The organism is Pectobacterium sp. CHL-2024 (genome assembly GCF_044751765.1).
GTDB lineage: Bacteria > Pseudomonadota > Gammaproteobacteria > Enterobacterales > Enterobacteriaceae > Pectobacterium > Pectobacterium brasiliense.
Map to the genome: position 1 here is coordinate 215002 of NZ_JBIXKO010000005.1, position 24355 is coordinate 239356.

The window sequence follows — 24355 nt, forward strand, 5'->3', positions numbered from 1 at the left end:
ATGATTGAGAATCGTCGCGGGTTAGATATTTTCAGCCACGTCATGCTGATTGTCGGCATTCTCGCCGTACTGTTTCCGCTGTACGTGGGGTTTGTGGCCGCCACGCTGGATAATCAGGAAGTCTTTCAGGCTCCGATGACGCTCATCCCCGGTTCTCACCTGTGGGAAAACCTGCGTTATATCTGGCTGCACGGCGCGGGCAATAACACCACGCCGTTCGGACTGATGCTGCTTAACAGCTTCGTGATGGCGCTGGCGATTACGATAGGCAAAATCACCGTATCGATCCTGTCCGCTTACGCCATCGTCTATTTCCGCTTTCCGCTGCGCAACCTGTTCTTCTGGATGATTTTTCTGACGCTGATGCTGCCGGTGGAAGTGCGTATTTTCCCGACGGTGGAAGTGATCGCGCGGCTGGACATGATGGACAGCTACACCGGTTTAACGCTGCCGCTGATGGCTTCGGCGACCGCGACCTTCCTGTTCCGCCAGTTCTTTATGACGCTGCCGGATGAGCTGATGGAAGCGGCGCGTATCGACGGTGCCAGCCCGATGCGTTTCTTCTTCGACATGGTGTTACCGCTGTCGAAGACCAATCTGGCGGCGCTGTTCGTGATCACGTTCATCTACGGCTGGAACCAATACCTGTGGCCGCTGCTGATTGTCAGCGATGCCGATCTGGGCACCGCAGTCGCCGGGATTAAAAGCATGATTGCCTCCGGCGATGGGGCCACCCAGTGGAATCAGGTGATGGCGGCCATGCTGCTGACCATGTTGCCACCGCTGCTGGTCGTGCTACTGATGCAGCGCTGGTTCGTTCGCGGTCTGGTCGACAGCGAAAAATAAATCGAGACGAATTTCGGAAACGCTTATGGCATGTTTAAAACTTCAGGCCGTCACCAAGTCTTACGATGGCAAAACACAGATTATCCAACCCATCGATCTGGACGTCGCGGACGGCGAGTTCGTCGTGATGGTTGGGCCGTCAGGCTGTGGTAAATCGACGCTCCTGCGCATGGTGGCAGGCCTCGAACGCACCACCAGCGGTGATATCTACATTGATAACCAGCGGGTCACCAATCTGGAACCAAAAGATCGCGGTATTGCGATGGTGTTCCAGAACTATGCGCTTTATCCCCATATGAACGTGTTCGACAATATGGCTTACGGCCTGAAAATTCGTGGCTTCGGCAAGGCGCAGATCCGCGAGCGCGTGGAAGATGCGGCGCGAATTCTGGAACTGATGCCGCTGCTGCAACGCAAACCGCGTGAGCTATCGGGCGGTCAGCGTCAGCGCGTGGCGATGGGGCGTGCGATTGTACGTGAACCAGCGGTATTCCTGTTCGACGAACCGTTGTCGAATCTGGATGCCAAACTGCGCGTACAGATGCGGCTCGAATTACAGCAACTGCACCAGCGCCTGAAAACCACCAGCCTGTACGTCACGCACGATCAGGTTGAAGCGATGACACTGGCACAGCGCGTTATCGTCATGAACAAAGGGATCGCCGAACAAATCGGTGCGCCGGCTGAGATTTATCGCCGCCCGGCATCGCTGTTTGTGGCCAGCTTTATTGGTTCACCGGCCATGAACCTGTGGTCAGGTCGCATTAGCGATGACGGTTGTCGCTTTGAAATCGATGGCGACATCGCGCTGGCGCTGCCTGAACCGAAGCCGCAATGGCGCGGTAAAGCATTGACGCTGGGGGTTCGACCAGAGCATATTCAGCTGGCGACGAGTGAAACTGGCGGTATCCCGTTGCAGATTTCAACACTCGAACTGCTGGGCGCGGACAATTTAGCGCACGGTAAGTGGGGCGGGCAGAATGTGATAGCGCGGCTCTCTTATGAGCACTGCCCCGCGATCGGCTCGACGCTTTGGCTACACTTACCGACGTCATCATGGCACCTGTTTGATTCGCAAAGCGGATTACGGATGGAATAATGGAAACAATCTGGCCTTACCCGAGCATTGTCGCCCATCGCGGCGGCGGTTCACTGGCACCGGAAAACACGCTGGCGGCGATTGATGTTGGTGCCAGCCTCGGTCACAAGATGATCGAGTTTGACGCCAAGCTGTCGCAGGACGGCCAGATTTTCCTTTTACACGACGACACGCTTGAGCGCACCAGCAACGGCTGGGGCATTGCAGGTGAACTGCCGTGGGACAAGCTGGTCGGGCTGGATGTCGGCGGCTGGTACGGTCATAAATTTGTCGGTGAACGCCTACCGCTGCTATCGGAAGTGGCAAAACGTTGTGTGCAGTACGGCATGGCGGCCAACATCGAAATTAAACCCACCACCGGATATGAAACAGAAACCGGGCGGGTGATTGCGCTGGCGGCGCGCCAGCTGTGGGCCGATCATCCGGTCGAACCGCTGCTGTCATCGTTCTCTATCGAAGCCCTGGAAGCGGCGCAGCAGGCGGTGCCAGAACTGCCGCGTGGGCTGCTGCTGGATGAGTGGGAAGAGGACTGGCTGTCGTTAACGCAGCGTCTGGATTGTGTGTCCATCCACCTGAATCACAAACTGCTGACGGCAGAACGCGTTGCGGCGCTGAAAGCTGCAGGTTTGCGCATTCTGGTTTATACCGTCAACCAACCTGATCGCGCGCAAACTTTGCTGGATTGGGGCGTTGACTGTATCTGTACTGACCGGATAGATTTAATCGGGGCAAGCTTCGCGACCGGCTGAGGTCTGCCTTATACCCGTCATACTTCAAGCTGCTTGTGCGTTGGCTGCCTTTGCTCACCCCAGTCACTTACCTGAGTAAGCTCTGGGGATTCTCGCAGTTGCCGCCTTCACGCAACTCGAATTATTTAGGGTATATCTCCGTAATAACGGATCCCCTTTCTGACTCGGTGCCGGTAATAAGGAAGTGGCGTCATGCCCGCATTTATTGTTTCGCTTTGGCACCAGATTTTTCTGTCGTTACCCCTCTTTGTTCTTATCGCACTCGGCTATAGCCTGATTCGCTATGGTAAATGGCCGACCACCGTGACCGACGGCATGACACGCTTTGTCTTCTCCGTCGCCATGCCCGCGATGCTGTTCCGCCTGATGTCGGATTTTTCCAAACGTCCGGTGGTGGATGCCCGGCTGCTGATCGCCTTTTTTGGCGGCTGCCTGCTGGTGTTTGTCTTAGGCCGCATCGTGGCGCGCAAGGTCTTTCATCTTGATGGCGTCTCTGGCTCGCTGTTTGCGCTGAGCGGCATCTTCTCCAACAACGTGATGCTGGGGCTGCCGATTGCCACGCTGATGCTGGGCGAAGAGGCGATTCCGTCTGTCGCGCTGGTCGTCGTGTTCAACGGGCTTATTTTGTGGACGCTGGTGACGGTGTCGGTGGAATGGGCGCGTAACGGGGCGTTGTCGCTACAGGGTTTTACCAAAACCGCGCTGGGTGTGCTGAAGAACCCGCTGATTATCGGCATTCTGTCCGGGACCTTATTCAGCCTGACGGGCCTGCCGCTGCCGTCGTATGTCGATCAGCCGCTTGCCATGCTGGGACAGATTGCCGCGCCGCTGTCGCTGGTGGCTCTGGGAATGGGGCTGGCGGAATATCGGGTGCGTGATGGCTGGCAGATCAGTACGGCGATTTGCACGATCAAACTGCTGGTTCAGCCGCTGGTGATCTGGGGGATTGCGATTGCACTCGGCCTGCCGGAAATGGAAACGCGTGCGGTCGTGCTGCTGGGGTCGATGGCGGTGGGCGTCAACGTCTATCTGATGTCGCGCCAGTTCGATGTATTGGGCGGCCCGGTGGCCTCCAGCCTGCTGCTATCAACGGCGATGGCGGCATTAACCACGCCGTTGATTCTGACGCTGATGGGTGTGCGGCTATAAGGCCGCAGTAGCCTCAGGGGTTCTGTTTAATCGGCGGTGGCGGTGTGGTTCTCTGCGAGCGCTCTAAATCCTTCTGTAGCTGCTGCTGGCGCTGTTGCTGCAACTGCTGATTACGCTGCTGGAGCTGCTGATTCAACTGCTGTTGCTGCAATTTCTGGCTCTGCTGCATATTCTGCTGCAACTGTTTCTGGCTGCTGATACCACTTTCAAACTGCTGCTGAGGTGTGGGCGCTTGCGGCGTGTTAGCGCTTGCCAGAAGCGGCAGACCGAGCAGGGCGGCACAGGCCAATAGTGTCTTAGGGTGTTTCATTAAACCTCCACACAAGCCTTCGGCCTGTCGATAAGCCATTTGCGAAACGAAAACGGCAATAATGGGATAGAAGAGTAAAGCGTTTGCGCCATGGATGGCGCAATCCGAGCGTACAGGGATGTATTTACAGCGTCTTTACGATCTATCCATTATCGCCGCTCGAATGCCTTTATCTGTAAGATCAAGTGTAATCGCTGTGGAGGAAAACGTCGTGCAGAGTAATCCGCAATCCTGTGCGCGCAGGTTTTGGGCACGTGATGTGAATGCGCTATACTGCGGCGGAATTTTTCTTCGTGGTTGACGCTATCTTATGTTCCATATCGCGCTCTATGAGCCTCAAATTGCACCGAACACCGGCAATATTATCCGACTGGCGGCCAACAACGGCTGTACGCTTCATTTGATTGAACCGCTGGGGTTTGATTTTGAAGAGAAAAAGCTGCGCCGCGCGGGGTTGGATTATCACGATCTGGCGAACGTCAGCCGTCATAAAAACTATCAGGACTTTCTGGCTGTGGTTCCCGGTAAACGCATCTTCGCGTGTACCACCAAAGGCAGCCGTCCCTACGATCAGCCGACCTATCAGCCAGATGATGTGCTGCTGTTTGGATCGGAAACGTCCGGCCTGCCAGACGAGATTCGCAACGGCTTTGCGTCGGATTTCCGTATCCGCATCCCCATGCAGTCTAATAACCGCAGCCTGAATCTGTCGAATGCCGTGGCGATCATCAGCTATGAAGCCTGGCGGCAAAATGGTTTCGGCGGTTGCCTGTAGCTATGGCTTGCTACAGTCTGCCGTTGGCGGATTTTTTCAGTGGCGGATTCACCAGAAATACCACCTCCCCGCGATAATACGGTGAAGTGGCAAGGCGCTGCTGCCACTGCGGTTCCCACTTGCCGTGTTGTACCAGTCCGACCCGGAAAGGCAGGGTCAGCTTCATCAGCGCGGGCAGGTACTCGGCGTAATTGGTAATGGTGCTGCGCCCCTGATAAGTCTGTACCACCACTTCATCCAGCTTGCCCTGTAAGCGGTTCAACGCCGACACATCACCGGTTTTCGACCAGTCGAGCAGCCCCGTAATACTGAGCTGACAATCTTCGGGTAAACGCGCGCGCAGCTGCGTCAGAAATTCGACATAGCCTGCCAACTGATAGCTTTTCGCGTCAAAATCGATCTGAATCCCAACCACTTGATTGCCCTGACGCCGCCACTTTTCCCGTAACTTTAGTATCCGGTTCAGGTGGCGATCGGAAAGCTCCAGCGTGGTCATGCGGAAAGCCAGCCAGACGCGGTTAACGCGCAATTGGCTGGGCGGAATCCCCTGACGCAGGAACACGACTTTACCCTGACGGCGTGCCACTTCGCCTTGATGCAGGTATAGCGTCTGCGCCTGATGCAGAATCGGCTGGGGCCGCACCGCCGCCCATAGCCAGAAGTCCTGATAGCGTGTCGCGTCGACGATGGCGGGCACCGCGTTGATGGCTGAAGGCGCAACGTTAACGGAAGCGGCCTGCGTACAGAACGAGAGCAGGCCAGCCAGCATGATTAACGGCGTTACCAGTAATAATCGAGCTTGTCTGCCCACACGCTGCCTTTGTACTTGGTTTTTAGTTGGGTAAACCAGGCTTTGCGGGTTGCCTTGCTGATGTCCTGTGGGCCGCAGTCGTTATAGCCACTCGGCGCGTAGCAGTAGACCGCGCGATACAGGGCATAGGTTTTGTCTTCCGGTGGCGCTTTCGGATCGGCAATCACCCGCATATAACCATCCAGACGATTATATTCGGTACCGACGAACTGTGTTGGCGCGTTGGTGAGTCCGCTCAACATGCTGCCTTCACCCCAGTCGAAGCCCACGCTGTTATTGGTGCGCAGGAAAAATTCGCCGAGACAGTTAATCGAGCGGGCGTCATTAGGGCGTTGGTTCAGCGTCGTGACCACGTCATTCAGCGCCGGACATTGGTAGTCTTCTTCGGTATCGCTGCCGTCCCAGTCAAATGCCGTCAAATCTTCCTGATTCCAGCTTTGATTTTCGCTGCTGACCAGCGGCGCGATATCTTTCCTCAACTGAACATCTTTGAGATAGCTGGCGTAATCACCGTGGGTCAGCGACTTGGTTAACAGCGTATGCAGCGCGATAGCCCGCTCTTCATGGGTTTGCTGTGGACCTGTTTGCTGACGCAGCAGGTCGGCGTTGGCGCTAACTTTCAGTACGGCGGAACGGAAACGCAGGTTTTTTACCGGGCTGTCGGCGGCAAAGATCCGCTCCGGATGACCGGCCTTGACCAGCGTTTCCGCCAGTGCCAGTTGCAGGAACTGATTTTGCGTGTACCCCATATTGCGCGTTAACAGCTGACGCCAGTGCGCTTCCGCCTCATCCCAGCGCTCCAGACGCACCAGCGCCCGACCGCGTAAGACTTGCAGGCTGAAACGTACGGTATCGGTCAGATCGTTTGCCTGTGTCGCGGGAACGCTGTTAACCACGGCGGCGTAATCTTTTTGACCATAAAACAGCTGCGCGGCCTGAAGGTAGCTAAACGCTTCCTGCATGTTGTCTTTCTCGAACAGCGGCTTCTGCGCGGCCAGTTCGTCAACGGATAAGGCGGGTAATGCCAGCCAGCCTTCATCTGAACGCAAGCGCTTGAGATCTTGCACCATCGTCAACGGTGGGCTGCCCGATGCGCTGGTGAATTGCCGATTTTCCAGCAGCTTGTTGTCGATCTCGTCGCTCAATTCAAGGAGTGCTTCGACGTCAGTGGTGTTGTCCAACTCGTGTTGGTACGTTGTCGCTAAGGCATTCACATCGTCCATAATCCAGTAAGCGCGGCGGTACAGCCCGTTAGCGGACTCGATGTAGTGCCCGTCTGGATACTGTTTCAGATAGTCGCCAATCTGCTGAATGGCCAGCTGTGCAGCCACTTTATCGGCTTTACTGGCATCAAACATGTTGTATTCATCAAGCGCGTTTTCCATCGCTTTATTGATCGCTACGCGAATCAACATATAGCGCGAGGTTTCTGCGACCCACGGCTGTGGTGAAGACGTTAACGCCTGAAAGCCGCTTTCCGCCTCATCAAAGTGACCCTGATAGAACGCCAGCGCCGCGAACAGATATTGCATGAGAGCGCCGGCATGTCCTTCGTCCGGTAGGCTTATAAGACCTTCGTTCAGCGCCTCTTTGGTGTACAGCGGGTTGAGGAGATTTACCCGCTGATGTGCCAGCACCGTGCGCTGTTCTTCGGTGAGCTGTTTGTCTGCCAACAGGACGTCAAAAAACGCTTCCAGCGTGGAAAGCTCATTGGAAATATGGCGTCCTTCGTTATCGTCAGGCGAAAACGTGGAGATCGTGCCCTGAACGCTTAAAGGGAGGTTAAGCTGCTTCGCTTTATTCAGCGTTGAAAGGTAGGGCGCATCTGCCGTGACATCCTCTTCTGAGTCAGAAGTCGGAGCCCCTTCCGTGGCGGCAATCCCCATGACCCGGTAGGCGGTAAAAGGGTCGATACGTGAACGTGTTTGATCGGGTAAAGGATGGGGTAACGGAAGCGACATGCTGTGGAGACGGCTTTGCAGCAGCATCAGGTTAGCACGTGTGTCGTTTCCCGGCTGCAAATAGGGCAGGGCAGACATGCCACATTCCGAGTCGGAAAAGCCGCACACTCCATCGCTGGAACTGAATGCCTGACTGCTCATTAACGCGGTCAGTACGCCAGCCAGCAGCGTTACTCCTTTCATGGTTTGTATCCTTCATTCAACACGGGTCTTGCCTGTTTTCGGCATGAGTGGCGATCACTCTACGCAATCGCCTAAAAAACTCAATGCAGTATAACCTTGAGAAGATAAACAGAAAGTGACAGGTGCCCATGTCGGGCACCTGAGAGCGTGTTATAGAAGGGAACGTCGGTGGTGGGGGAAGTGTCTGCCTGATTTACCGTTGATGCAACGGCAGCCAGATGATCAGACGCAAGCCGCCCAGTGGACTGTCTTCCGCTTTTACCCAGCCTTTGTGCTGCGTAATGGCAGTTTCCACGATGGCGAGTCCTAAACCGCTGCCGCCGGATTCGCGGTCACGCGCTTCATCCGTACGGTAGAAGGGGCGGAAAATCTGTTCGCGATCTTCCGGACTCACACCGGGGCCATCGTCATCCACTTTGATGGTGATGCCCTGATTATCCACCGAGAAGGCCACTTCGATGTGGTTGTGAGAATAACGCAGCGCGTTGCGCACGATATTTTCCAGCGCACTGTCGAGCGAGGCAGGGTTGCCAAAGAGCGTCCAGGGCCCCGGAGGATAGGGCACTTCCAGCGTTTTCCCCATCTGCTCGGCTTCAAAGGCGGCATCGTCTAGCACATTGCCCCACAGTTCATCGGCACGCAGGAACTCACGGGTCAGTTCGTTCTTGTGCTGATTGCGTGAGAGTACCAGCAGATCGTTAATCATGCTGTCGAGCCGCTGCGTTTCTGTCTCGATACGGTTCAGTTCATTGCCTTCACCCTGACGCCGACGCAGTAGCGCTGTCGCCAGTTGCAAGCGTGTCAGCGGCGTACGCAGTTCATGGGAGATATCCGACAGCAGGCGTTGCTGTGCGGTAACCATCCGCTCCAGTGCGCTGACCATCTGGTTAAAGCTGACGCCCGTCGCCTGAAACTCCTGCGGACCGGACTCCAGCTCCGGGTGCTGGCGTAAGTTGCCTTTGGCGACTTCATCGGCCGCGTGTTTTAGCTTACGTGCGGGTTTCGCCAGACTCCAGGCAAGCCAGAGCAGCAGCGGTGAACTGATCAGCATGGTGAAGATCAGCAGCAGCAAAGGACGGTCAAACAGCAGACTAATGAAATCGGACTGCGGACTGCTGGCAGGGCGAATCAGATAAAGCTGGTAGTTGTCATCACCATCGCGGATCGCAAAAGGACCGAGAAGCTCAATGCGGCCGTAATTTTTCTTTTGCGGATGATCGGCGTTATCCGACAGCCCGATAAAATTACGCACAATCGGGGTTTCATGCTTCTCTACGCCGAAGATCCGGCCTTCACTAGTGACCAGAAAAAGGCGCTGTCCCGGCGGAGCCCACTTCTCCAGTACCCAGAACAGCCGTAGCCACCAGCGCAGATCGTTGGCTGGCGTGTTGGCGAGGTCTGCTTCAATGTGCTGTTCCAGCATGATGCCCTGCCGCTGCTCGTTTTCCAGCAAGGCGGTAAGCTGGCGCGAGTCCAGCTTGGGCACCATCAGAACCAGCATGAGTACCAGCGCCAGCGTTAACCAAAAAATGGCAAAAATACGAGCGGTCAAACTATTGATCATGCAGCCGATACCATCAAATAGCCTCGTCCACGCAGCGTTTTAAACCAGGGCAGACCGTCCTTGCGTTCTGGCAACTTACGTCGCAGGTTCGAGATATGCATATCGATCGCGCGGTCAAACGGTGTCAGCCGTTTCCCCAGCACTTCCTGACTTAAATGTTCGCGTGAAACCACCTGTCCCAGCCGCTGAGCCAGCAGATAGAGCAGCGTGAATTCTGTACCTGTCAGATCCAGCACGATATCGTCAAAGCTGGCTTCCTGCCGTCCGGGGTTCAGACGCAAGCCGTCGACTTCCAGCGTCGGGGCGCTGTTATCACCCGCCTGCTGTTGATCGGTCCAGTTGGAACGGCGGAGAATCGCGCGAATTCGCGCCACCAGCTCTCGGTCATTAAAGGGCTTCGGCAGATAATCATCGGCACCCAGTTCCAGACCAAGAACGCGGTCTAATTCGCTGCCGCGGGCGGTCAGCATAATGACCGGTGTTTGATGCTGCTGTCGTAGTTCTTTTAATGTATCGATACCGTTTTTCTTCGGCATCATCACATCCAGTAATAACAGGTCAATGGTGTTATCTAATATCTGTAACGCCTGCTCGCCGTCGTAGGCGACAACGACGTTAAAACCTTCCATTTCGAGCAATTCTTTCAGTAAAGCGGTCAGCTCTCTATCGTCATCAACCAGCAGAATTTTATTCATGTTTTCTCTACCTCCAAGGGCAAAATACGACATAGATTAGCGCTATTCCATGACTTTACGTAGTTTTACATCCTCTGACGCATGTTTGCAGCAAGATGCGTAGACTCCTGTTCATTGATTCACAAAATGACGTACCGCTCTGGAGAGTTATTGATGCAACAGTTCGCAACCTTATCTCTTGCTTCACTGCTTATGTTAGGCACTTTTACCGCCTTTGCAGCAGAAAGTGGAGACGCCCCGGCGAGCGGCTGGCATATCGATGATTCCGTCACAAAAGGCGCATCCGGCCAGCAAGGTATGTTCGATGGCGTGAGGCTGACTGAGCAACAGCGTCAGCAAATGCGTGATTTGATGCACCAGAGTCGTCAGGACAAACCGGCGTTTAATGCCGAAGATGTTAAAGCCATGCATAAGCTGGTGACGGCAGAAACGTTTGATGAAGCGGCGGTGCGAGCGCAGATAACCCGAATGATGAGTGTGCAGCTTGAGCGTCAGATTCAGATGACCCGAGTGCGCAACCAAATGTATAACCTGCTGACGCCAGCGCAGAAAGAGATATTAGAGCTGAAGCATAAGCAACGTATGAAAGAGATGCAGCAGCAGATATCCCTGTTTAACCAGATGGCTGCGCCGGCACCAGGTATGACAAGCCATGCCGAGACAAAGAATCCCGAGTAGTAGTGCGAGTGTAGTAAGTAGCTTGTAGTAAGCGTAGTGCAGTCCGAGTAGTAATGTGTAGTAGGTACACACCCTGTTTTTCCTTGCCATAGACACCATCCCTGTCTTTTTGCCCTCCATGATGGAGGGCTTTTTTTTGGTTTTTTTAAGGCATATAGCGTGTTTTGACTTCATGATTTGACTTCATGTTAGCGGCGTCTATACTGACTTCAGTAAATGACATCATGGAATCAGTAATGCAGGGAAAAATAGCCAGCCTACGAAAGAAGCAGCGGGAAACGCTGATCCAAATTTTCAAAACACCAGTACTTTCAGGTGTTAAATGGTCGAATATTGAGTCACTCGTTACTGCGTTAGGCGGTGAAATTAAGGAAGGTAGCGGATCACGAGTGCGATTTTTATTGAACGGGAGTATCGCCCGATTCCATCGTCCTCATCCGTCACCGGATACTGATAAAGGCGCACTGGTTAGCCTGCGTGAATGGCTGGAAAGTATAGGAGTAAAACCATGACGAAAGCACTCAACACACCAAATACGATGGTTGTTTCTGGACAACCGGCCATTATCAGTTACGTACCGGAAATGGGTATGTTTCGCGGTAAGTTTATTGGTTTATCTGGCTACTGTGATTTTGTCGCCGACAGTATTAATGGCTTGAGAAGCGAGGGTGAAATTTCGCTACGCGAATATCTGGAAGACTGTCAGGAAAATGGCATTGAACCTTACGAGCGTGAAGAGAAGGTGAAAACATTCACCCTCCGCTACCCTGAATCATTCGGGGAACGACTGACCATTGCGGCCGCTGAACGCCAAATTTCAGTGAATACGTTTATTGTTGAAACGCTTAGCGAACACCTGAAACAGGCTTAATAGTATCCCGCTTCGGCGGTTTTGTTGCATAAAAACGACAGTGAAAGCCCATATTTCACTATGAAACCTCGTAATGCAGTCACTCTTCTCCGCTAGAGAAAGCATATAAAGCTGAGATAAGAAGAGCACGAAAAAAGACAGCGTAAGGGAGCGGTAAAGCGTAGAATGTGAGCACCAAAAATGATGCTCATGAATGTTCCCTTACCTGTTTTCAGGCTTTTGGCTGACATCCTCATAAAAGCACGCTGAAATACCCTTGGCCGCTCGCCGATTACACGGCGATGTCATACTTTCCCTGTACCATTGCTTCATCGCGTTAGCCTCTGCCATGACAGGGGGCGCATTCTTTTATTTTAACTTTTGATATCAATACCATGACCCGTTCTTCCCGTTCGACCGCCTGGTTACGCGTCGTCAGCCTTTCTCTGGCGGCCTTCATTTTTAACACCGCTGAATTTGCCCCCGTTGCGCTCCTGTCAGACATCGCTGCCAGCTTTTCCATGAGCGCCGCGCAGGTCGGGCTGATCATTACGATCTATGCCTGGGTGGTCGGGCTGATGTCGCTGCCTTGCATGCTGATGTCCAGCGATATGGAGCGACGCAGCCTGCTGATCAAAATCTTTATCCTGTTTGCCGTCAGCAATGTGTTGTCCGGTCTGGCCTGGAACTATTGGGTGCTGGTGATCGCTCGTATCGGCGTGGCGCTGGCTCACGCGGTGTTCTGGTCGATTACGGCATCGCTAGTGGTACGTCTGGCCCCTGCGGACAAAAAAGCGCAGGCGTTAAGTTTGCTGGCGACCGGCACGGCGCTGGCGCTGGTGCTGGGGTTACCGCTGGGGCGTGTGGTCGGGCAGTATCTGGGCTGGCGTGTGACGTTTGTCCTTATTGGTCTGCTCGCCGCGGGGATTATGGTTGGTCTGATGAAACTGCTGCCTGTGCTGCCGAGCAGTAATTCCGGTTCGTTGAAGAGTTTGCCTCTCCTGCTTAAACGTCCGGCACTGCTGTGCGTGTACGGCCTGACCGTGATGATCGTAACCGCACACTTTACCGCCTACAGTTATATCGAGCCTTTTATCCAGAAAGTGGCGTTGTTGAGTGAAAACTTCACCACCATCTTGCTGTTGATTTTTGGCGGTGCTGGCATCATTGGCAGCATGCTGTTCAGCCGCTACAGCAGCAAATATCCGGCAGGCTTCCTGATTGTCTCGTTCGCGTTTCTGGCGGTGTGTTTACTACTGCTGCTGCCTTTGTCATTCAGCGGCTGGAGCCTGTCGACGCTGTGTGTCGTCTGGGGAATCGCTATTATGGCGCTGAGCCTGGGGATGCAGGTCAAGGTGTTGACGCTGGCATCGGATGCTACCGACGTAGCGATGGCGCTCTACTCAGGGATTTATAACATTGGGATCGGCGGCGGTGCGCTGCTTGGCAATCAGGTGATTGTCCATTTGGGCCTGCCCGACATCGGTTTCATGGGGGCGGCGATGGCGATACTGGCAACCGTGTGCTGTATTTTTACGTTTGTCCGCTATTCCCGTGTGTTAAAAACGTCATTGGCAAACTGAATACGGGTAATGACCCAAGCGACCCTTTTTTCCGTCAAGGTCTCCGTTTTCTGTAAGGGCATCCGTTTTACGTGAGGGTATGATGAGTCCACACTATGCGCGTTTGGTGACGCTGGCAGCCGTGAGCGCAACGGCCGTGGCGCTGGTGCTGTTCGTAATGAAAGTGTTTGCCTGGTGGCACACTGGCTCCGTGAGCCTGCTGGCATCGCTGGTTGATTCGCTGGTGGATATCGCCGCGTCGCTGGTGAACTTGCTGGTGGTGCGCTACTCGTTGCAGCCGGCGGATACGGAACACGCATTCGGCCACGGCAAAGCGGAATCACTGGCTGCGTTGGCGCAGAGCATGTTTATCTCCGGCTCGGCGCTGTTCCTGATCCTGACGGGGCTGCAACATTCGCTGGAGCCGCAGACGCTGCACGCGCCGGAAGTGGGTATGTGGGTGACGTTCATTGCGCTGGTGGCTACGCTGCTGCTGGTATCGTTCCAGCGCTGGGTGGTGAAGCGCACGCACAGTCAGGCGGTACGTGCGGATATGCTGCATTATCAGTCCGACCTGTTGATGAACGGCGCGATTCTGGTGGCGTTGGCGCTCAGTTGGAAAGGCATTACGCGCGCTGACTCCCTGTTTGCATTGGGTATTGGCGGCTATATTTTATATAGCGCCTTACGCATGGGGTATGACGCCGTGCAGTCGCTGTTGGATCGCGCGCTGCCGGAGGACGAGCATCGCGCTATTGCTGAGGTGATTGTGAACTGGCCGGGCATTCGCGGCGCACATGCGTTGCGTACCCGACGTTCTGGTCCAACGCGCTTTATTCAACTGCATCTGGAGATGGATGACACGCTACCGCTGGTTCAGGCACATCAAATCGCAGACGATCTGGAGCAGGCATTGCGTGAACAGTTTCCGGGTGCCGATATTATTATCCATCAGGATCCGGTTTCTGCTGTGCCGGAAAATCAGCGTGGCAGATTGACGGCGTAGTCGGCCAGGTTTCAGCATTTTATGTTAAAAACGTGATACGCCATGAAAATTTATGCACAATTTAGCCTGACCTGAATCAATTCAGCTTCGGGTGTTTGTTATAATATGCTAATAAAAGAATAAGGCGTTGCTGCCGTGTTTCACGGCGGCGGTGAGTTTACGATAGAAGAATCCTGCAAAATTACATCTACAAGTCCAGAGGTTGTCATGATTAGAAGAATCGGAGTGTTGACGAGCGGTGGCGATGCACCAGGTATGAATGCCGCAATTCGTGGTGTGGTTCGCGCTGCACTAACGGAAGGGCTGGAAATTTTCGGCATTTATGATGGTTATCAGGGCTTGTACGAAGATCGCATGGAGCAGTTGGATCGCTACAGCGTATCGGATGTGATTAACCGTGGCGGTACATTTCTGGGCTCCGCGCGTTTCCCGCAGTTCCGTGATGAAGCGGTGCGCCAGGTCTGCGTAGAAAACATGAAGAAACGCGGTCTGGATGCGCTGGTCGTTATCGGTGGTGACGGTTCCTATATGGGTGCCAAGCGCCTGACCGAAATGGGTTTCCCTTGTATCGGCTTACCCGGCACGATCGATAACGACGTCGCGGGTACGGACTACACTATCGGTTACTTTACCGCGTTGGAAACCGTGCTGGAAGCGATTGACCGCCTGCGCGACACCTCCTCTTCACACCAGCGTATTTCCATTGTTGAAGTCATGGGACGCCACTGCGGCGACCTGACGCTGGCGGCGGCGATTGCCGGCGGCTGTGAGTTCATCGTTCTGCCAGAAGTGCCGTTCAGCCCGGAAGATCTGGTCTGCGAAATCAAAGCGGGCATCGAGAAAGGCAAGAAACACGCGATTGTGGCGATCACCGAACTGGTGTGCGATGTCGATGAACTCGCGAAATACATTGAGAAAGAAACGGGACGCGAAACCCGTGCGACCGTACTGGGTCACATTCAACGCGGCGGCTCACCGGTTGCCTACGACCGTATTCTGGCTTCACGCATGGGCGCCTACTCTATTGAGCTGCTACAGCAGGGCTACGGCGGCCGCTGTGTCGGTATCCAGAATGAAAAAATGGTGCACCACGACATCGTTGATGCCATTGAGAACATGAAGCGTCCTTTCAAAGGCGACTGGCTGGATACAGCGAAAAAACTGTTCTAACCCTAGCGTTCTTTGGCCTATAGAAGTGCTATCAATCCCGCTGTTAAGGCGGGATTTTTTATGATTCTCGTTAGGTCATTAACTGGCATAATGCGCATGTCATTTTCGGTCAATACCTTAACAGGATATTCCTATTGGGCATGCGTAGGTGTGTTGTCCTACACTCGTTAAGGCCGCGCCGGTTAGTGCCGATGCGTAATTGTGACCGAGAGAAACACTTATTGCCGATACTTGCCGGTAAGAAAGGGCGGGTATATATCGTTATTATTGAGGTTTTCGCATGAAAAAAGTTACCGTTGCCGCAACACAAATGGCGTGTTCCTGGGATCTGCCCAAGAATATCGAAAACGCTGAAAAACTGGTGCGACAAGCGCATGCAAAAGGCGCTCAGGTTATCCTGATTCAGGAACTGTTTGCCGCACCGTATTTCTGTATCGATCAGAGCCCGGAGCACTATGCGCTGGCGCAGGAGCTGGAAACCAGCCCGCTGATTAAGCATTTTTCCGCACTGGCGGCGGAGCTGAACGTGGTGTTGCCGTTGAGCTTCTTTGAACGTGCCAATAACGCCTATTACAACTCGCTGGTGATGATTGACGCGGACGGCACCGTGCTGGACGTTTATCGCAAAACACACATTCCAAACGGCCCAGCGTATCAGGAGAAGCAATTCTTCATTCCGGGCGATACCGGCTTTAAAGTCTGGCAGACGCGCTACGCGAAAATCGGCGTGGGCATTTGCTGGGATCAGTGGTTCCCAGAAACCGCCCGCAGTCTGGCGTTGCAGGGCGCAGAGCTGATTTTCTATCCGACCGCGATTGGTTCTGAACCGGCTTACCCGGACATCGACAGCCAGCCGCACTGGACTCGCGTTCAGCAAGGTCATGCCGCCGCGAATCTGGTACCGGTGATCGCTTCCAACCGTATCGGTACTGAAGCCAGCAAATACATCGATGGTCTGGAAATGACGTTCTACGGTTCGTCCTTTATTGCCGACCAAACCGGTGCGCTGCTTGCTCAGGCCAACAAGACAGATGAAGCGATTCTGGTGCATGAATTCGATTTAGAAGCTATTGCTGCACAGCGTGCGTCATGGGGGCTGTTCCGTGACCGTCGCCCGGAAATGTATGGCACCATTGCCAGCTCAGACGGCAAGACCCGGAGATAAGTGATGTCACAGTTAGCTACCCCTCATCTCACCACGCCGCATCAGGATGGTTTTGCGATGCCCGCCGAGTGGGCTCCGCATGATGCCGTGTGGATGATTTGGCCGTATCGGACCGACAACTGGCGTGAGCGGGGCGTTCCGGCGCAGAAAACGTTCGCGCGTGTCGCGGAAGCCATCGCCCAAAACACGCCGGTGATTATGGGCGTGCCCGCACGCTACATGGCGGATGCGCAAAAAGTGATGCCGGTGAACGTCACGCTGGTGGAAATGGAAAGCGACGACGCCTGGATGCGAGACACTGGCCCAACCATCGTACTGAATTCAGAGGGTGAGCGTCGGGGTATCGACTGGCGGTTCAACGCCTGGGGCGGCGAACTTGGCGGTCTGTACGAAGACTGGCGTCAGGATGAAAAAGTCGCGGCACAGGTGTTGGACTATCATCAGGCCGCGCGTTATGCCGCGCCGCTGATTCTGGAAGGCGGCTCCATCCATGTCGATGGTGAAGGCACGCTGCTGACCACGGCGGAATGCTTGCTCAACCCAAACCGTAACCCGCACCTGAGTAAGGCAGAAATCGAACAGCTGATGCGTGATTACCTCAGCATCTCGACGATTATCTGGCTGGAAGAGGGCGTGTACAACGACGAAACCGACGGGCATATCGATAACATGTGCTGCTTCGTCCGTCCCGGTGAAGTCGCGCTGCATTGGACGGATGATGAAAACGATCCGCAGTATGCACGCTCCGTCGCGGCCTATGAGGTACTGTCGGCCGCGCGGGATGCGCAAGGGCGTGAGCTGAAAATCTGGAAACTGCCTGCACCCGGCCCGCTGTATGCGACCAAAGAGGAAGCGCAGGGCGTGGACAGCGGCGATGCGGTTGAACGCCTTGCTGGCTCGCGTCTGGCGGGGTCTTACGTGAATTTCCTGATCAGCAATCAGCAGATCATTTTCCCGCTGCTGGATGAGAAGACGGATGACGTTGCACGCGATCTGCTGCAACAGATGTTCCCTGGCTACCTGATTAGCGGCGTGCCTGCGCGGGAAATCCTGCTGGGCGGGGGAAATATTCACTGCATTACGCAGCAAATCCCAGCGGCGAAGTAACGTTTCCTATTCTATGGTGACGGGCAATCACGTTAGCCATGATTATTCCCCCTGTTAGCATGCTACTCACAGGGGGATCATCTCATCAGGGTTAGCTTAAAAGACTGGCTCTATGTGGGAGTGTGTAGAGCCCGCATCAAATTTTGATGTCGTTTGGGGAATGGTTTTTAAGCCAATCCGACATCGCTGCATCCATGCGGGTTTGCCAACCACGACCAGTAGCTTTGAATGCTGCGATAACTTCTGGTGAATATCGAATACTCACTTGTATTTTTGGAGCCGGTTTAACGGGGCGTCCCTGTTTGCGCATGGCTTTCAATTTGCTGAAAGGCATAAGCTGCACGTTCTCACCTTCAAGCGAGCGTGTATCAGGATCTTGCGCAATGGCTTCCTGAATTTTACGGTCTTCCTCATCGGTAGGGAGGATAGTACCCTGCTTAAGTTTTGGCATATTTTTCCACCTCCGCTTTAGTGGCTTTCCGCAAACTGATAATGCGGTAAATTTCTTCGTCGTCTCCATCGCTGTAAGTAAATACTACGACATAAATTCGGTTGTTGAGATAAGCAAGGCCGTAAGTGATACCGATGTAACGGTCTTCGCTGTAGTTACCAAGAGAGTCAGATGCGGCAACCATTCGGTCCCAATCCAGATATTTAGCATCGGCTAAGTACACACCGTGTTTTTGCTTATTACTCTGATTCTTAATCGGGTCGAATATGATTTTCATTTATTTATTGTAGCTACAATAAATATGAAGTCAAACGCATAGAAATAGCCAGATAAGCTGACAGTAAACCTAGTGGTGCTGACAGTTGAATGAGATAAAAAAAGCCGGTTGGCGCAATAGCGTGAACCGGCTTTTTGATTAGACGAACCTTTGTCCGCCCGTTTTCGATAAAGCTTAGCCGCGTTTAGCGTCGGCTGCCGCTTTCACGATGACAGCAAAGGCGTCAGCTTTCAGTGATGCACCGCCAACCAGCGCGCCGTCGATGTCCGGCTGGGTGAACAGCTCGGCAGCATTCGCTGCATTCACAGAACCGCCGTATTGGATGATCACTTGCTCAGCAACGGCCGCATCTTGCTTGGCGATGTGGTCACGGATGAATTTGTGAACTGCCTGAGCTTGCGCAGGAGTCGCAGATTTGCCAGTACCGATAGCCCATACAGGTTCGTAGGCGATAACGGTGTTTTCAAATGCTTTCGCGCCCAGCGTGTTCAGCACGGCGTCCAGTTGACGTGCACAGACGGCTTCCGTCTGGCCCGCTTCGTTTTCTGCTTCGGTTTCTCCAATGCACAGTACCGGAATCAGACCGACATCTTTCAGCACGCCAAATTTCTTCGCAATGAATTCATCGCTTTCTTTGTGGTAGGTGCGGCGCTCAGAGTGGCCGATGATGATGTATTTCGCGCCGATATCTTTCAGCATCTCGGCAGACGTCTCGCCGGTGAAAGCGCCGGAAAGGTTCACGTCAACGTTCTGCGCGCCCAGCGCAATGCGGCTGCCGGCCAGTTGGTGATTAGCTTGATCGAGGTAGATAGCCGGTGGTGCAATCGCTACGCCACAGCCGTCAACGGTGCTGAGCTCTTTACGCAGGCCCGCGATCAGTTCGTTGACCATGTTAGTGCTGCCGTTCAGCTTCCAGTTACCCATAACTAATGGATGTCGCATCTTTTTTCCTCCAGCCGGAATCGCGAATGAATCAATATGTTAATAAATCAAGGTGTTAATGAACCGATGCATAAATTTTACTGCCGTCAGGCAATATGACCTGCCCACAGTATAGAGACGAAATGTGACCGTGGCTCTGTTTTTCGTCATGAATTACCGTGTTGATCACGGTTCAGATAGCGTTAGCTTAATCGGTTCAACAGCAAAAGTTAGCCCTTTTTCACCATCATCTGCAACAACATAACGCAAGGCTCCTTCCGTTTGCTGATAAAAGCGCTGTCCTTTGCCTTTTTCCAGCAGGCCGGTGACTTTTTTCACACTCTGTTCTTCCGTCAGTGATGGTGCGAACGTGCGTGCCAGTGCTGCCATATAGTCGATAGCCTGCTTACGGCGCGCCGCAGTTTCTTGTTCGCTCTGCGGCTGCGGCAGCCAGGTGATTTGCAGCGTTTTGATTTTCCCGGTGCCTTTCTCCAGCGCGGTTGAGGCATAGAGGTGGTCGTTGATCCGGCTGGCGGCGCGGGTCAACATGCTGGTGATATTACCGGTGTCGACAACCCGAAATTCACCGATCGGCAGCGTTGGATTGCTCAGATTGTAGCGAGAGCGGAACTGCGTGATGGTTTGATCGAAGGTAGGGGCACCAGCCAACAGATACGGCGCATTGGCTGAGGGTTTAGGCGGGAACGTCGGATCGGCCCCCGCGTGAGTCTGGTACAGCACCAGCGATGATAAAACCAAAAGTGAAGCGATGCGTTTTCGTGTCATAGGGATTCGGGTCAGCCACTTCAAAAGATGTCCAGGCCGATAACGGCAGAATACGTTTGATTAAAGCGGCATTTGTACGTCGTTGTCAAAAATAGTACGTCGTTGTGAGAAATCGCACGTGGCTGACAAAAATCGCGTAAAGATGGCGGGCAACTGTCTCGGTTGAGGTAAAATCAGCCTGCGTAAAATACAGATTAATTCGGCCAGGCTGGCCGACAATTCAGGGCGTTATCGTTAATGACATTACAGCAGTGGTGCTTCTCGTTTAAAGGCCGAGTCGGTCGTCGTGATTTCTGGCTTTGGATGGCTATTTGGGTCGCGCTGATGGCGGTGCTGTTTACGCTATCCGGCCAAAGCTGGCTGGATACGCAATCGACGGCGTTTGGTTTGGTGGTATTGCTGTGGCCGACGGCGGCGATTATGGTGAAACGGCTGCACGACCGTAATAAGAGCGGCTGGTGGGCGCTGCTGCTCGTGGTGGCGTGGATGTTGGCTTCGGGGAATTGGACGATGTTCTCGTCCATCTGGCAGTGGGGCATTGGCCGCTTCTTGCCGATCCTGATTGTCGTGATGACGCTGCTCGACTGCGGCGTTTTTCTGGGAACAAAAGGGGAAAACCGTTTTGGAGCAGCGGCGGAGCCGTTTCGCTTCCGCCGCTGATTAACAACGAACTGCCGTTTACCAATAGTTTTCGGCAGTCATATGACCGGGCCTGCGACGCAGGTGCTTGGTCATTTGGCGCTCTTCTTTCAGCAACAGCTGAGTGTCGCGTACCATCTGCGGGTTGCCGCACAGCATGACGTGGCTTGTCGCTGCATCCATCGGCAGGCCTACGGCGGCTTCCAGCGTACCGCTGCTGATAAGCTGGGGAATGCGGCCCGTCAGCGAGCCCGTTTCTTCTTCCCGACTGACGACCGTTTGAATACGCAGTTGACCGTGGTAGCGCTGCTGTAATTGCTGCATCAGCGGCAGATAACTCAGATCGCGTGAGAATCGGGCGGCGTGCACCAGCACGATATTCTTAAAACGCTCCAGACCCTTGCCTTCCTGAAGAATCGACAGATAAGGGCCGATACCCGTCCCTGTTGCCAGCATCCACAGCGTTTCACAGTCAGGCACTTCTTCCAGTACGAAAAAGCCGGCAGCCTCTTTGACGATCAGGACGTCTGAACCGGGCTGCAACGCATGCAGATGCGGGCTAAGCTTACCTTCTGGCACCGTCACCAGATAGAACTCAAGCGTGGGATCGCTGGGCGCATTCACGTAGGAATAAGCGCGTTGCACCTTCTCGCCATCAATCTCCAGCGCCAGTTTGCCATACTGCCCGGCAGTGAATGCATCGGTGGGCGCGTGAACCCGAATGCTAAACAGACTTTCTGTCCAGTTTTCTACCTGAACTACCTTGCCTGTCACCCATTCAGCCATATGTTGTTGCTCCTGTTGCTTGCATTAGACGCTGCTATTTTTGCATGTCAGTCGTGCATCTACGATACGCCATTTATTAACAACTGTGAAACAATCAGTCAGTCGGGCAGTGGCCTGCTACAGCAGGAATTCGTGCAGCGTACGATCCTTACGATCCAAATAGTGCGTCGATTTAATCCGGCGGATCGTGCGGGATTTGCCGCGGATCAGTAGCGTTTCGGTCGTTGCCATATTGCCTTTACGCGCGATCCCATCCAGCAAATCACCTTTGGTGATGCCGGTTGCAGAGAAAATCACGTTATCGTTGCGCGCCATGTCATCAAGCTTAAGGACACTACCCGCGTCGATGCCCATTTGGCGGCAGCGTGCCAGCTCATCTTCACCGATACGGCGGTTTTCAGCACTATCGCCTTTGACCTGATGACGAGCGAGCAAACGCCCCTGCATGTCGCCATCAAGCGCGCGGATAACGGCTGCTGAAATCACGCCTTCTGGCGCGCCGCCGATGCCGTACAGCACGTCAACTTCGCTGTCTGGCATGCAGGTGAGGATGGATGCCGCTACGTCGCCGTCTGGAATCGCGAACACTTTCACACCCAACTGCTGCATGTCCGCGATACAGGCATCGTGGCGCGGTTTAGCGAGTATAGTGACCGTTAACTGGCTCAGCGGTTTACCCAGTTTCAGTGCGACATTGCGCAGGTTGTCCGCCAGCGGCAGGTTGAGGTCAATCGCGCCTTTTGCCTCGGGGCCGACAATCAGCTTTTCCATGTACATGTCTGGCGCGTGCAAAAACGTACCTTTTTCGCCAACGGCCAGTACGGCCAGTGCGTTCGCCTGACCCATTGCCGTCATCCGCGTGCCTTCAATCGGATCGACAGCGATGTCTACGGCATCGCCCTGACCTGTACCGACCTGCTCGCCGATGAACAACATAGGCGCTTCGTCGATTTCCCCTTCGCCGATGACAATCTGACCGTTAATATTGACCTGATTCAGCATGATGCGCATTGCCTGTACGGCAGCATTGTCGGCGGCATTCTTGTCGCCACGGCCTAACCACTTATAGCCTGCCAGCGCGGCTGCTTCGGTGACGCGCGAGAACTCAATGGCTAATTCACGTTTCATAAATACCTGTCTATTGTCGATCGGGAAAGGAAGAGATGTGGGCGAGGATTTTATCACAACGGGGGAGAGTGGCGGTTGGGCGATAGGAAAAAACGGGCGCGATAGACGCACCCGATGTGGATAGATGCGTTGGCGGATTACGCGTCGTGATCTTCCCAGTTACGGGCACGAGCCACGGCTTTCTGCCAGCCGCTGTAGCGAATGTTACGCTCTACGGTTTCGATGCTAGGGCGGAATTCACGCTCAATCGTCGCTTTGCTCTTCACTTCATCCAAATCGTTCCAGAAGCCTGTCGCTAAGCCTGCGAGGAAAGCCGCACCCAGCGCGGTGGATTCACGTACTTCCGGACGTTCCACACGCGTGCCGAGAATATCGGACTGGAACTGCATCAGGAAGTTGTTGGCGACCGCACCGCCGTCGACACGCAGTGCTTTCAGACGCGTATCGGCGTCTGCTTGCATGGCATCCAGTACATCGCGGGTCTGGAAGGCAATCGATTCCAGCGTCGCACGAATGATGTGGTTAGCATTAACGCCACGGGTCAGACCGAAGATCGCACCACGGGCATACGGGTCCCAGTAAGGCGCGCCCAAGCCGGTGAAGGCAGGGACGACATAAACGCCGTTAGAATCCTTCACTTTCGTCGCGAAATATTCGGAGTCCATTGAGTCGCCGATCAGCTTCAGCTCGTCACGCAGCCATTGGATGGAGGCGCCGCCAACGAACACGGAGCCTTCCAGCGCGTAGTTCACTTCGCCGCGTGGGCCGCAGGCGATGGTGGTCAGCAGGCCGTGTTTGGACAGCACCGCTTCTTTACCGGTATTCATCAGCAGGAAGCAGCCCGTGCCGTAGGTGTTTTTCGCCATGCCAGGATTGACGCAAAGCTGTCCATACAACGCCGCCTGCTGGTCACCCGCGATACCGGCGATAGGAATACGCGTGCCGCCTTTACCGCCAATGTTGGTCTGGCCGTAGACTTCTGAAGACGCGCGCACTTCTGGCAGCATTTCGCGCGGGATATCCAGCGCTTCCAGCATGCGGGTATCCCATTCCAGCGTATGAATGTTAAACAGCATGGTGCGAGAGGCGTTGGTGTAATCCGTTACGTGAACACGCCCTTGCGTCATTTTCCAAATCAGCCAGGTATCGATGGTACCAAACAGCAGTTCACCGCGTTTGGCGCGTTCGCGAGAGCCCTCAACGTGATCCAGAATCCATTTCACTTTGGTGCCGGAGAAGTAGGGATCCACCACCAGACCGGTGGTGTTGCGCACGTACTCTTCCAGACCGTCTTTCTTCAGCTTTTCGCAAATTTCAGCGGTACGGCGACACTGCCAAACGATGGCGTTATAAATCGGCTTGCCGCTCTCTTTTTCCCATACGACGGTGGTTTCACGCTGGTTGGTGATACCAATGCCTGCGACTTCATCCGCGCTGATGCCGGCTTTAGCCAGCACTTCGACCAGCGTTGAGCTTTGTGTGGCCCAAATTTCCATCGGGTCGTGCTCTACCCAGCCCGCTTTTGGATAGATCTGAGTGAATTCACGCTGTGAAACGCTAACGATATTCGCATCGTGATCCAGTACGACGGCGCGGGAGCTGGTTGTGCCCTGATCGATTGCGACAATGTATTTTTTTTCCGGGTTCATAAATCCAATCCTGTAATGATTAACCGTGAAATAGGATG

At 54.2% G+C, this 24355-nt stretch carries 26 protein-coding genes; 14 read left to right on the top strand and 12 right to left on the bottom strand.

Annotation, left to right across the window (positions count from 1 at the left end; all coding sequences use genetic code 11):
• From ugpE to ACIPUG_RS10805, 4 genes are all read left to right on the top strand, one after another.
• Positions 1-846 (top strand): sn-glycerol-3-phosphate ABC transporter permease UgpE, encoded by an 846-nt coding sequence (gene ugpE / locus ACIPUG_RS10790; RefSeq protein WP_010281598.1) that lies wholly within the window; start codon positions 1-3, stop codon positions 844-846.
• Positions 847-871: 25 nt separating this feature from the next.
• Positions 872-1945, top strand: coding sequence for a sn-glycerol-3-phosphate import ATP-binding protein UgpC (locus ACIPUG_RS10795; RefSeq protein ID WP_104209594.1), 1074 nt, complete (start codon positions 872-874; stop codon positions 1943-1945).
• Positions 1945-2694: a glycerophosphodiester phosphodiesterase gene (gene ugpQ, locus ACIPUG_RS10800; protein ID WP_400338388.1), complete on the top strand. Its 750-nt coding sequence runs from the start codon at positions 1945-1947 to the stop codon at positions 2692-2694. The genes ACIPUG_RS10795 and ugpQ overlap by 1 nt, the downstream gene beginning before the upstream one ends.
• Positions 2695-2886: 192 nt before the next feature.
• The gene (locus tag ACIPUG_RS10805) at positions 2887-3843 is read left to right on the top strand and encodes an AEC family transporter (RefSeq protein WP_010303205.1); all 957 of its coding nucleotides are present in this window, start codon (positions 2887-2889) and stop codon (positions 3841-3843) included.
• A 13-nt stretch (positions 3844-3856) separates the two neighbouring features.
• On the opposite strand, the gene ACIPUG_RS10810 is transcribed toward ACIPUG_RS10805, so the two are convergent.
• Complete coding sequence (locus ACIPUG_RS10810) at positions 3857-4153, bottom strand: hypothetical protein (RefSeq protein ID WP_039465404.1); 297 nt, start codon at positions 4151-4153, stop codon at positions 3857-3859.
• Between the two features lie 310 nt (positions 4154-4463).
• Between ACIPUG_RS10810 and ACIPUG_RS10815 the strand changes: the two genes are divergently transcribed.
• Entirely contained in the window at positions 4464-4928 is a 465-nt protein-coding gene (locus tag ACIPUG_RS10815; RefSeq protein WP_039465401.1) for a tRNA (cytidine(34)-2'-O)-methyltransferase, read from the top strand.
• Positions 4929-4938: 10 nt separating this feature from the next.
• Here ACIPUG_RS10815 and ACIPUG_RS10820 read toward each other — a convergent pair whose 3' ends face one another.
• The 4 genes from ACIPUG_RS10820 to cpxR form a co-directional block, all read right to left on the bottom strand.
• A complete protein-coding gene (locus tag ACIPUG_RS10820; RefSeq protein WP_080162907.1) occupies positions 4939-5739 on the bottom strand; it encodes a DUF3142 domain-containing protein in 801 nt (266 codons plus the stop codon).
• Positions 5709-7883, bottom strand: a complete 2175-nt coding sequence (locus ACIPUG_RS10825; protein ID WP_039502368.1) for a hypothetical protein — start codon at positions 7881-7883, stop codon at positions 5709-5711. The genes ACIPUG_RS10820 and ACIPUG_RS10825 overlap by 31 nt, the downstream gene beginning before the upstream one ends.
• Positions 7884-8076: 193 nt before the next feature.
• Positions 8077-9447 carry an envelope stress sensor histidine kinase CpxA gene (cpxA, locus tag ACIPUG_RS10830; protein ID WP_010281575.1) on the bottom strand — a complete coding sequence of 457 codons (1371 nt, stop codon included), beginning with the start codon at positions 9445-9447 and terminating at the stop codon, positions 8077-8079.
• On the bottom strand, positions 9444-10142 hold the full coding sequence (gene cpxR, locus ACIPUG_RS10835) for an envelope stress response regulator transcription factor CpxR (RefSeq protein ID WP_010308725.1): 699 nt from the start codon (positions 10140-10142) through the stop codon (positions 9444-9446). The genes cpxA and cpxR overlap by 4 nt, the downstream gene beginning before the upstream one ends.
• Before the next feature lie 153 nt (positions 10143-10295).
• Between cpxR and cpxP the strand changes: the two genes are divergently transcribed.
• The 8 genes from cpxP (at position 10296) to aguA (ending at position 17680) form a co-directional block, all read left to right on the top strand.
• Positions 10296-10820: a cell-envelope stress modulator CpxP gene (gene cpxP / locus ACIPUG_RS10840; RefSeq protein ID WP_400338390.1), complete on the top strand. Its 525-nt coding sequence runs from the start codon at positions 10296-10298 to the stop codon at positions 10818-10820.
• Between the two features lie 236 nt (positions 10821-11056).
• Positions 11057-11332 carry a type II toxin-antitoxin system HicA family toxin gene (locus ACIPUG_RS10845; RefSeq protein ID WP_014917023.1) on the top strand — a complete coding sequence of 92 codons (276 nt, stop codon included), beginning with the start codon at positions 11057-11059 and terminating at the stop codon, positions 11330-11332.
• A complete protein-coding gene (locus tag ACIPUG_RS10850; protein WP_014917022.1) occupies positions 11329-11691 on the top strand; it encodes a type II toxin-antitoxin system HicB family antitoxin in 363 nt (120 codons plus the stop codon). The genes ACIPUG_RS10845 and ACIPUG_RS10850 overlap by 4 nt, the downstream gene beginning before the upstream one ends.
• A 374-nt stretch (positions 11692-12065) precedes the next feature.
• Positions 12066-13253: a sugar transporter gene (locus ACIPUG_RS10855; RefSeq protein WP_014917021.1), complete on the top strand. Its 1188-nt coding sequence runs from the start codon at positions 12066-12068 to the stop codon at positions 13251-13253.
• Between the two features lie 82 nt (positions 13254-13335).
• Positions 13336-14238, top strand: a complete 903-nt coding sequence (gene fieF, locus ACIPUG_RS10860) for a CDF family cation-efflux transporter FieF (RefSeq protein WP_039281625.1) — start codon at positions 13336-13338, stop codon at positions 14236-14238.
• Between the two features lie 207 nt (positions 14239-14445).
• Positions 14446-15408 (top strand): 6-phosphofructokinase, encoded by a 963-nt coding sequence (gene pfkA / locus ACIPUG_RS10865; RefSeq protein WP_400338392.1) that lies wholly within the window; start codon positions 14446-14448, stop codon positions 15406-15408.
• A 280-nt stretch (positions 15409-15688) separates the two neighbouring features.
• On the top strand, positions 15689-16573 hold the full coding sequence (gene aguB, locus ACIPUG_RS10870) for an N-carbamoylputrescine amidase (RefSeq protein ID WP_010281551.1): 885 nt from the start codon (positions 15689-15691) through the stop codon (positions 16571-16573).
• Between the two features lie 3 nt (positions 16574-16576).
• Positions 16577-17680: an agmatine deiminase gene (aguA, locus tag ACIPUG_RS10875; protein ID WP_039521240.1), complete on the top strand. Its 1104-nt coding sequence runs from the start codon at positions 16577-16579 to the stop codon at positions 17678-17680.
• 136 nt (positions 17681-17816) lie between these two features.
• On the opposite strand, the gene ACIPUG_RS10880 is transcribed toward aguA, so the two are convergent.
• From ACIPUG_RS10880 to ACIPUG_RS10895, 4 genes are all read right to left on the bottom strand, one after another.
• Positions 17817-18131, bottom strand: coding sequence for a BrnA antitoxin family protein (locus tag ACIPUG_RS10880; protein WP_039502359.1), 315 nt, complete (start codon positions 18129-18131; stop codon positions 17817-17819).
• Positions 18118-18408 carry a BrnT family toxin gene (locus tag ACIPUG_RS10885; protein WP_039275798.1) on the bottom strand — a complete coding sequence of 97 codons (291 nt, stop codon included), beginning with the start codon at positions 18406-18408 and terminating at the stop codon, positions 18118-18120. The genes ACIPUG_RS10880 and ACIPUG_RS10885 overlap by 14 nt, the downstream gene beginning before the upstream one ends.
• Before the next feature lie 174 nt (positions 18409-18582).
• On the bottom strand, positions 18583-19350 hold the full coding sequence (gene tpiA, locus ACIPUG_RS10890; protein ID WP_014917006.1) for a triose-phosphate isomerase: 768 nt from the start codon (positions 19348-19350) through the stop codon (positions 18583-18585).
• Between the two features lie 165 nt (positions 19351-19515).
• Positions 19516-20115, bottom strand: coding sequence for a YiiQ family protein (locus ACIPUG_RS10895; protein ID WP_014917005.1), 600 nt, complete (start codon positions 20113-20115; stop codon positions 19516-19518).
• A gap of 237 nt (positions 20116-20352) precedes the next feature.
• Between ACIPUG_RS10895 and ACIPUG_RS10900 the strand changes: the two genes are divergently transcribed.
• Positions 20353-20775: a DUF805 domain-containing protein gene (locus ACIPUG_RS10900; protein WP_010281540.1), complete on the top strand. Its 423-nt coding sequence runs from the start codon at positions 20353-20355 to the stop codon at positions 20773-20775.
• 18 nt (positions 20776-20793) lie between these two features.
• On the opposite strand, the gene fpr is transcribed toward ACIPUG_RS10900, so the two are convergent.
• The 3 genes from fpr to glpK form a co-directional block, all read right to left on the bottom strand.
• A complete protein-coding gene (gene fpr / locus ACIPUG_RS10905) occupies positions 20794-21540 on the bottom strand; it encodes a ferredoxin--NADP(+) reductase (RefSeq protein WP_010281538.1) in 747 nt (248 codons plus the stop codon).
• 117 nt (positions 21541-21657) lie between these two features.
• Positions 21658-22668 (bottom strand): class II fructose-bisphosphatase, encoded by a 1011-nt coding sequence (glpX, locus tag ACIPUG_RS10910; RefSeq protein ID WP_039275793.1) that lies wholly within the window; start codon positions 22666-22668, stop codon positions 21658-21660.
• A gap of 137 nt (positions 22669-22805) precedes the next feature.
• Entirely contained in the window at positions 22806-24317 is a 1512-nt protein-coding gene (gene glpK / locus ACIPUG_RS10915) for a glycerol kinase GlpK (RefSeq protein WP_039499781.1), read from the bottom strand.
• Positions 24318-24355 lie beyond the last annotated feature (38 nt).

Bases quoted from the DNA above. Each gene is read 5' to 3' on its own strand.
- glpK (WP_039499781.1), bottom strand. From the start codon at position 24,317: ATGAACCCGGAAAAAAAATACATTGTCGCAATCGATCAGGGCACAACC.
- ACIPUG_RS10795 (WP_104209594.1), top strand. From the start codon at position 872: ATGGCATGTTTAAAACTTCAGGCCGTCACCAAGTCTTACGATGGCAAA.
- ACIPUG_RS10895 (WP_014917005.1), bottom strand. From the start codon at position 20,115: ATGACACGAAAACGCATCGCTTCACTTTTGGTTTTATCATCGCTGGTG.
- fieF (WP_039281625.1), top strand. From the start codon at position 13,336: ATGAGTCCACACTATGCGCGTTTGGTGACGCTGGCAGCCGTGAGCGCA.
- ACIPUG_RS10850 (WP_014917022.1), top strand. From the start codon at position 11,329: ATGACGAAAGCACTCAACACACCAAATACGATGGTTGTTTCTGGACAA.
- aguB (WP_010281551.1), top strand. From the start codon at position 15,689: ATGAAAAAAGTTACCGTTGCCGCAACACAAATGGCGTGTTCCTGGGAT.
- cpxA (WP_010281575.1), bottom strand. From the start codon at position 9,447: ATGATCAATAGTTTGACCGCTCGTATTTTTGCCATTTTTTGGTTAACG.
- ACIPUG_RS10880 (WP_039502359.1), bottom strand. From the start codon at position 18,131: ATGCCAAAACTTAAGCAGGGTACTATCCTCCCTACCGATGAGGAAGAC.
- ACIPUG_RS10845 (WP_014917023.1), top strand. From the start codon at position 11,057: ATGCAGGGAAAAATAGCCAGCCTACGAAAGAAGCAGCGGGAAACGCTG.
- pfkA (WP_400338392.1), top strand. From the start codon at position 14,446: ATGATTAGAAGAATCGGAGTGTTGACGAGCGGTGGCGATGCACCAGGT.
- cpxP (WP_400338390.1), top strand. From the start codon at position 10,296: ATGCAACAGTTCGCAACCTTATCTCTTGCTTCACTGCTTATGTTAGGC.
- cpxR (WP_010308725.1), bottom strand. From the start codon at position 10,142: ATGAATAAAATTCTGCTGGTTGATGACGATAGAGAGCTGACCGCTTTA.
- ugpE (WP_010281598.1), top strand. From the start codon at position 1: ATGATTGAGAATCGTCGCGGGTTAGATATTTTCAGCCACGTCATGCTG.
- ACIPUG_RS10805 (WP_010303205.1), top strand. From the start codon at position 2,887: ATGCCCGCATTTATTGTTTCGCTTTGGCACCAGATTTTTCTGTCGTTA.
- ACIPUG_RS10885 (WP_039275798.1), bottom strand. From the start codon at position 18,408: ATGAAAATCATATTCGACCCGATTAAGAATCAGAGTAATAAGCAAAAA.
- ACIPUG_RS10855 (WP_014917021.1), top strand. From the start codon at position 12,066: ATGACCCGTTCTTCCCGTTCGACCGCCTGGTTACGCGTCGTCAGCCTT.
- glpX (WP_039275793.1), bottom strand. From the start codon at position 22,668: ATGAAACGTGAATTAGCCATTGAGTTCTCGCGCGTCACCGAAGCAGCC.
- ACIPUG_RS10810 (WP_039465404.1), bottom strand. From the start codon at position 4,153: ATGAAACACCCTAAGACACTATTGGCCTGTGCCGCCCTGCTCGGTCTG.
- aguA (WP_039521240.1), top strand. From the start codon at position 16,577: ATGTCACAGTTAGCTACCCCTCATCTCACCACGCCGCATCAGGATGGT.
- ACIPUG_RS10815 (WP_039465401.1), top strand. From the start codon at position 4,464: ATGTTCCATATCGCGCTCTATGAGCCTCAAATTGCACCGAACACCGGC.
- tpiA (WP_014917006.1), bottom strand. From the start codon at position 19,350: ATGCGACATCCATTAGTTATGGGTAACTGGAAGCTGAACGGCAGCACT.
- ACIPUG_RS10900 (WP_010281540.1), top strand. From the start codon at position 20,353: ATGACATTACAGCAGTGGTGCTTCTCGTTTAAAGGCCGAGTCGGTCGT.
- ugpQ (WP_400338388.1), top strand. From the start codon at position 1,945: ATGGAAACAATCTGGCCTTACCCGAGCATTGTCGCCCATCGCGGCGGC.
- ACIPUG_RS10825 (WP_039502368.1), bottom strand. From the start codon at position 7,883: ATGAAAGGAGTAACGCTGCTGGCTGGCGTACTGACCGCGTTAATGAGC.
- fpr (WP_010281538.1), bottom strand. From the start codon at position 21,540: ATGGCTGAATGGGTGACAGGCAAGGTAGTTCAGGTAGAAAACTGGACA.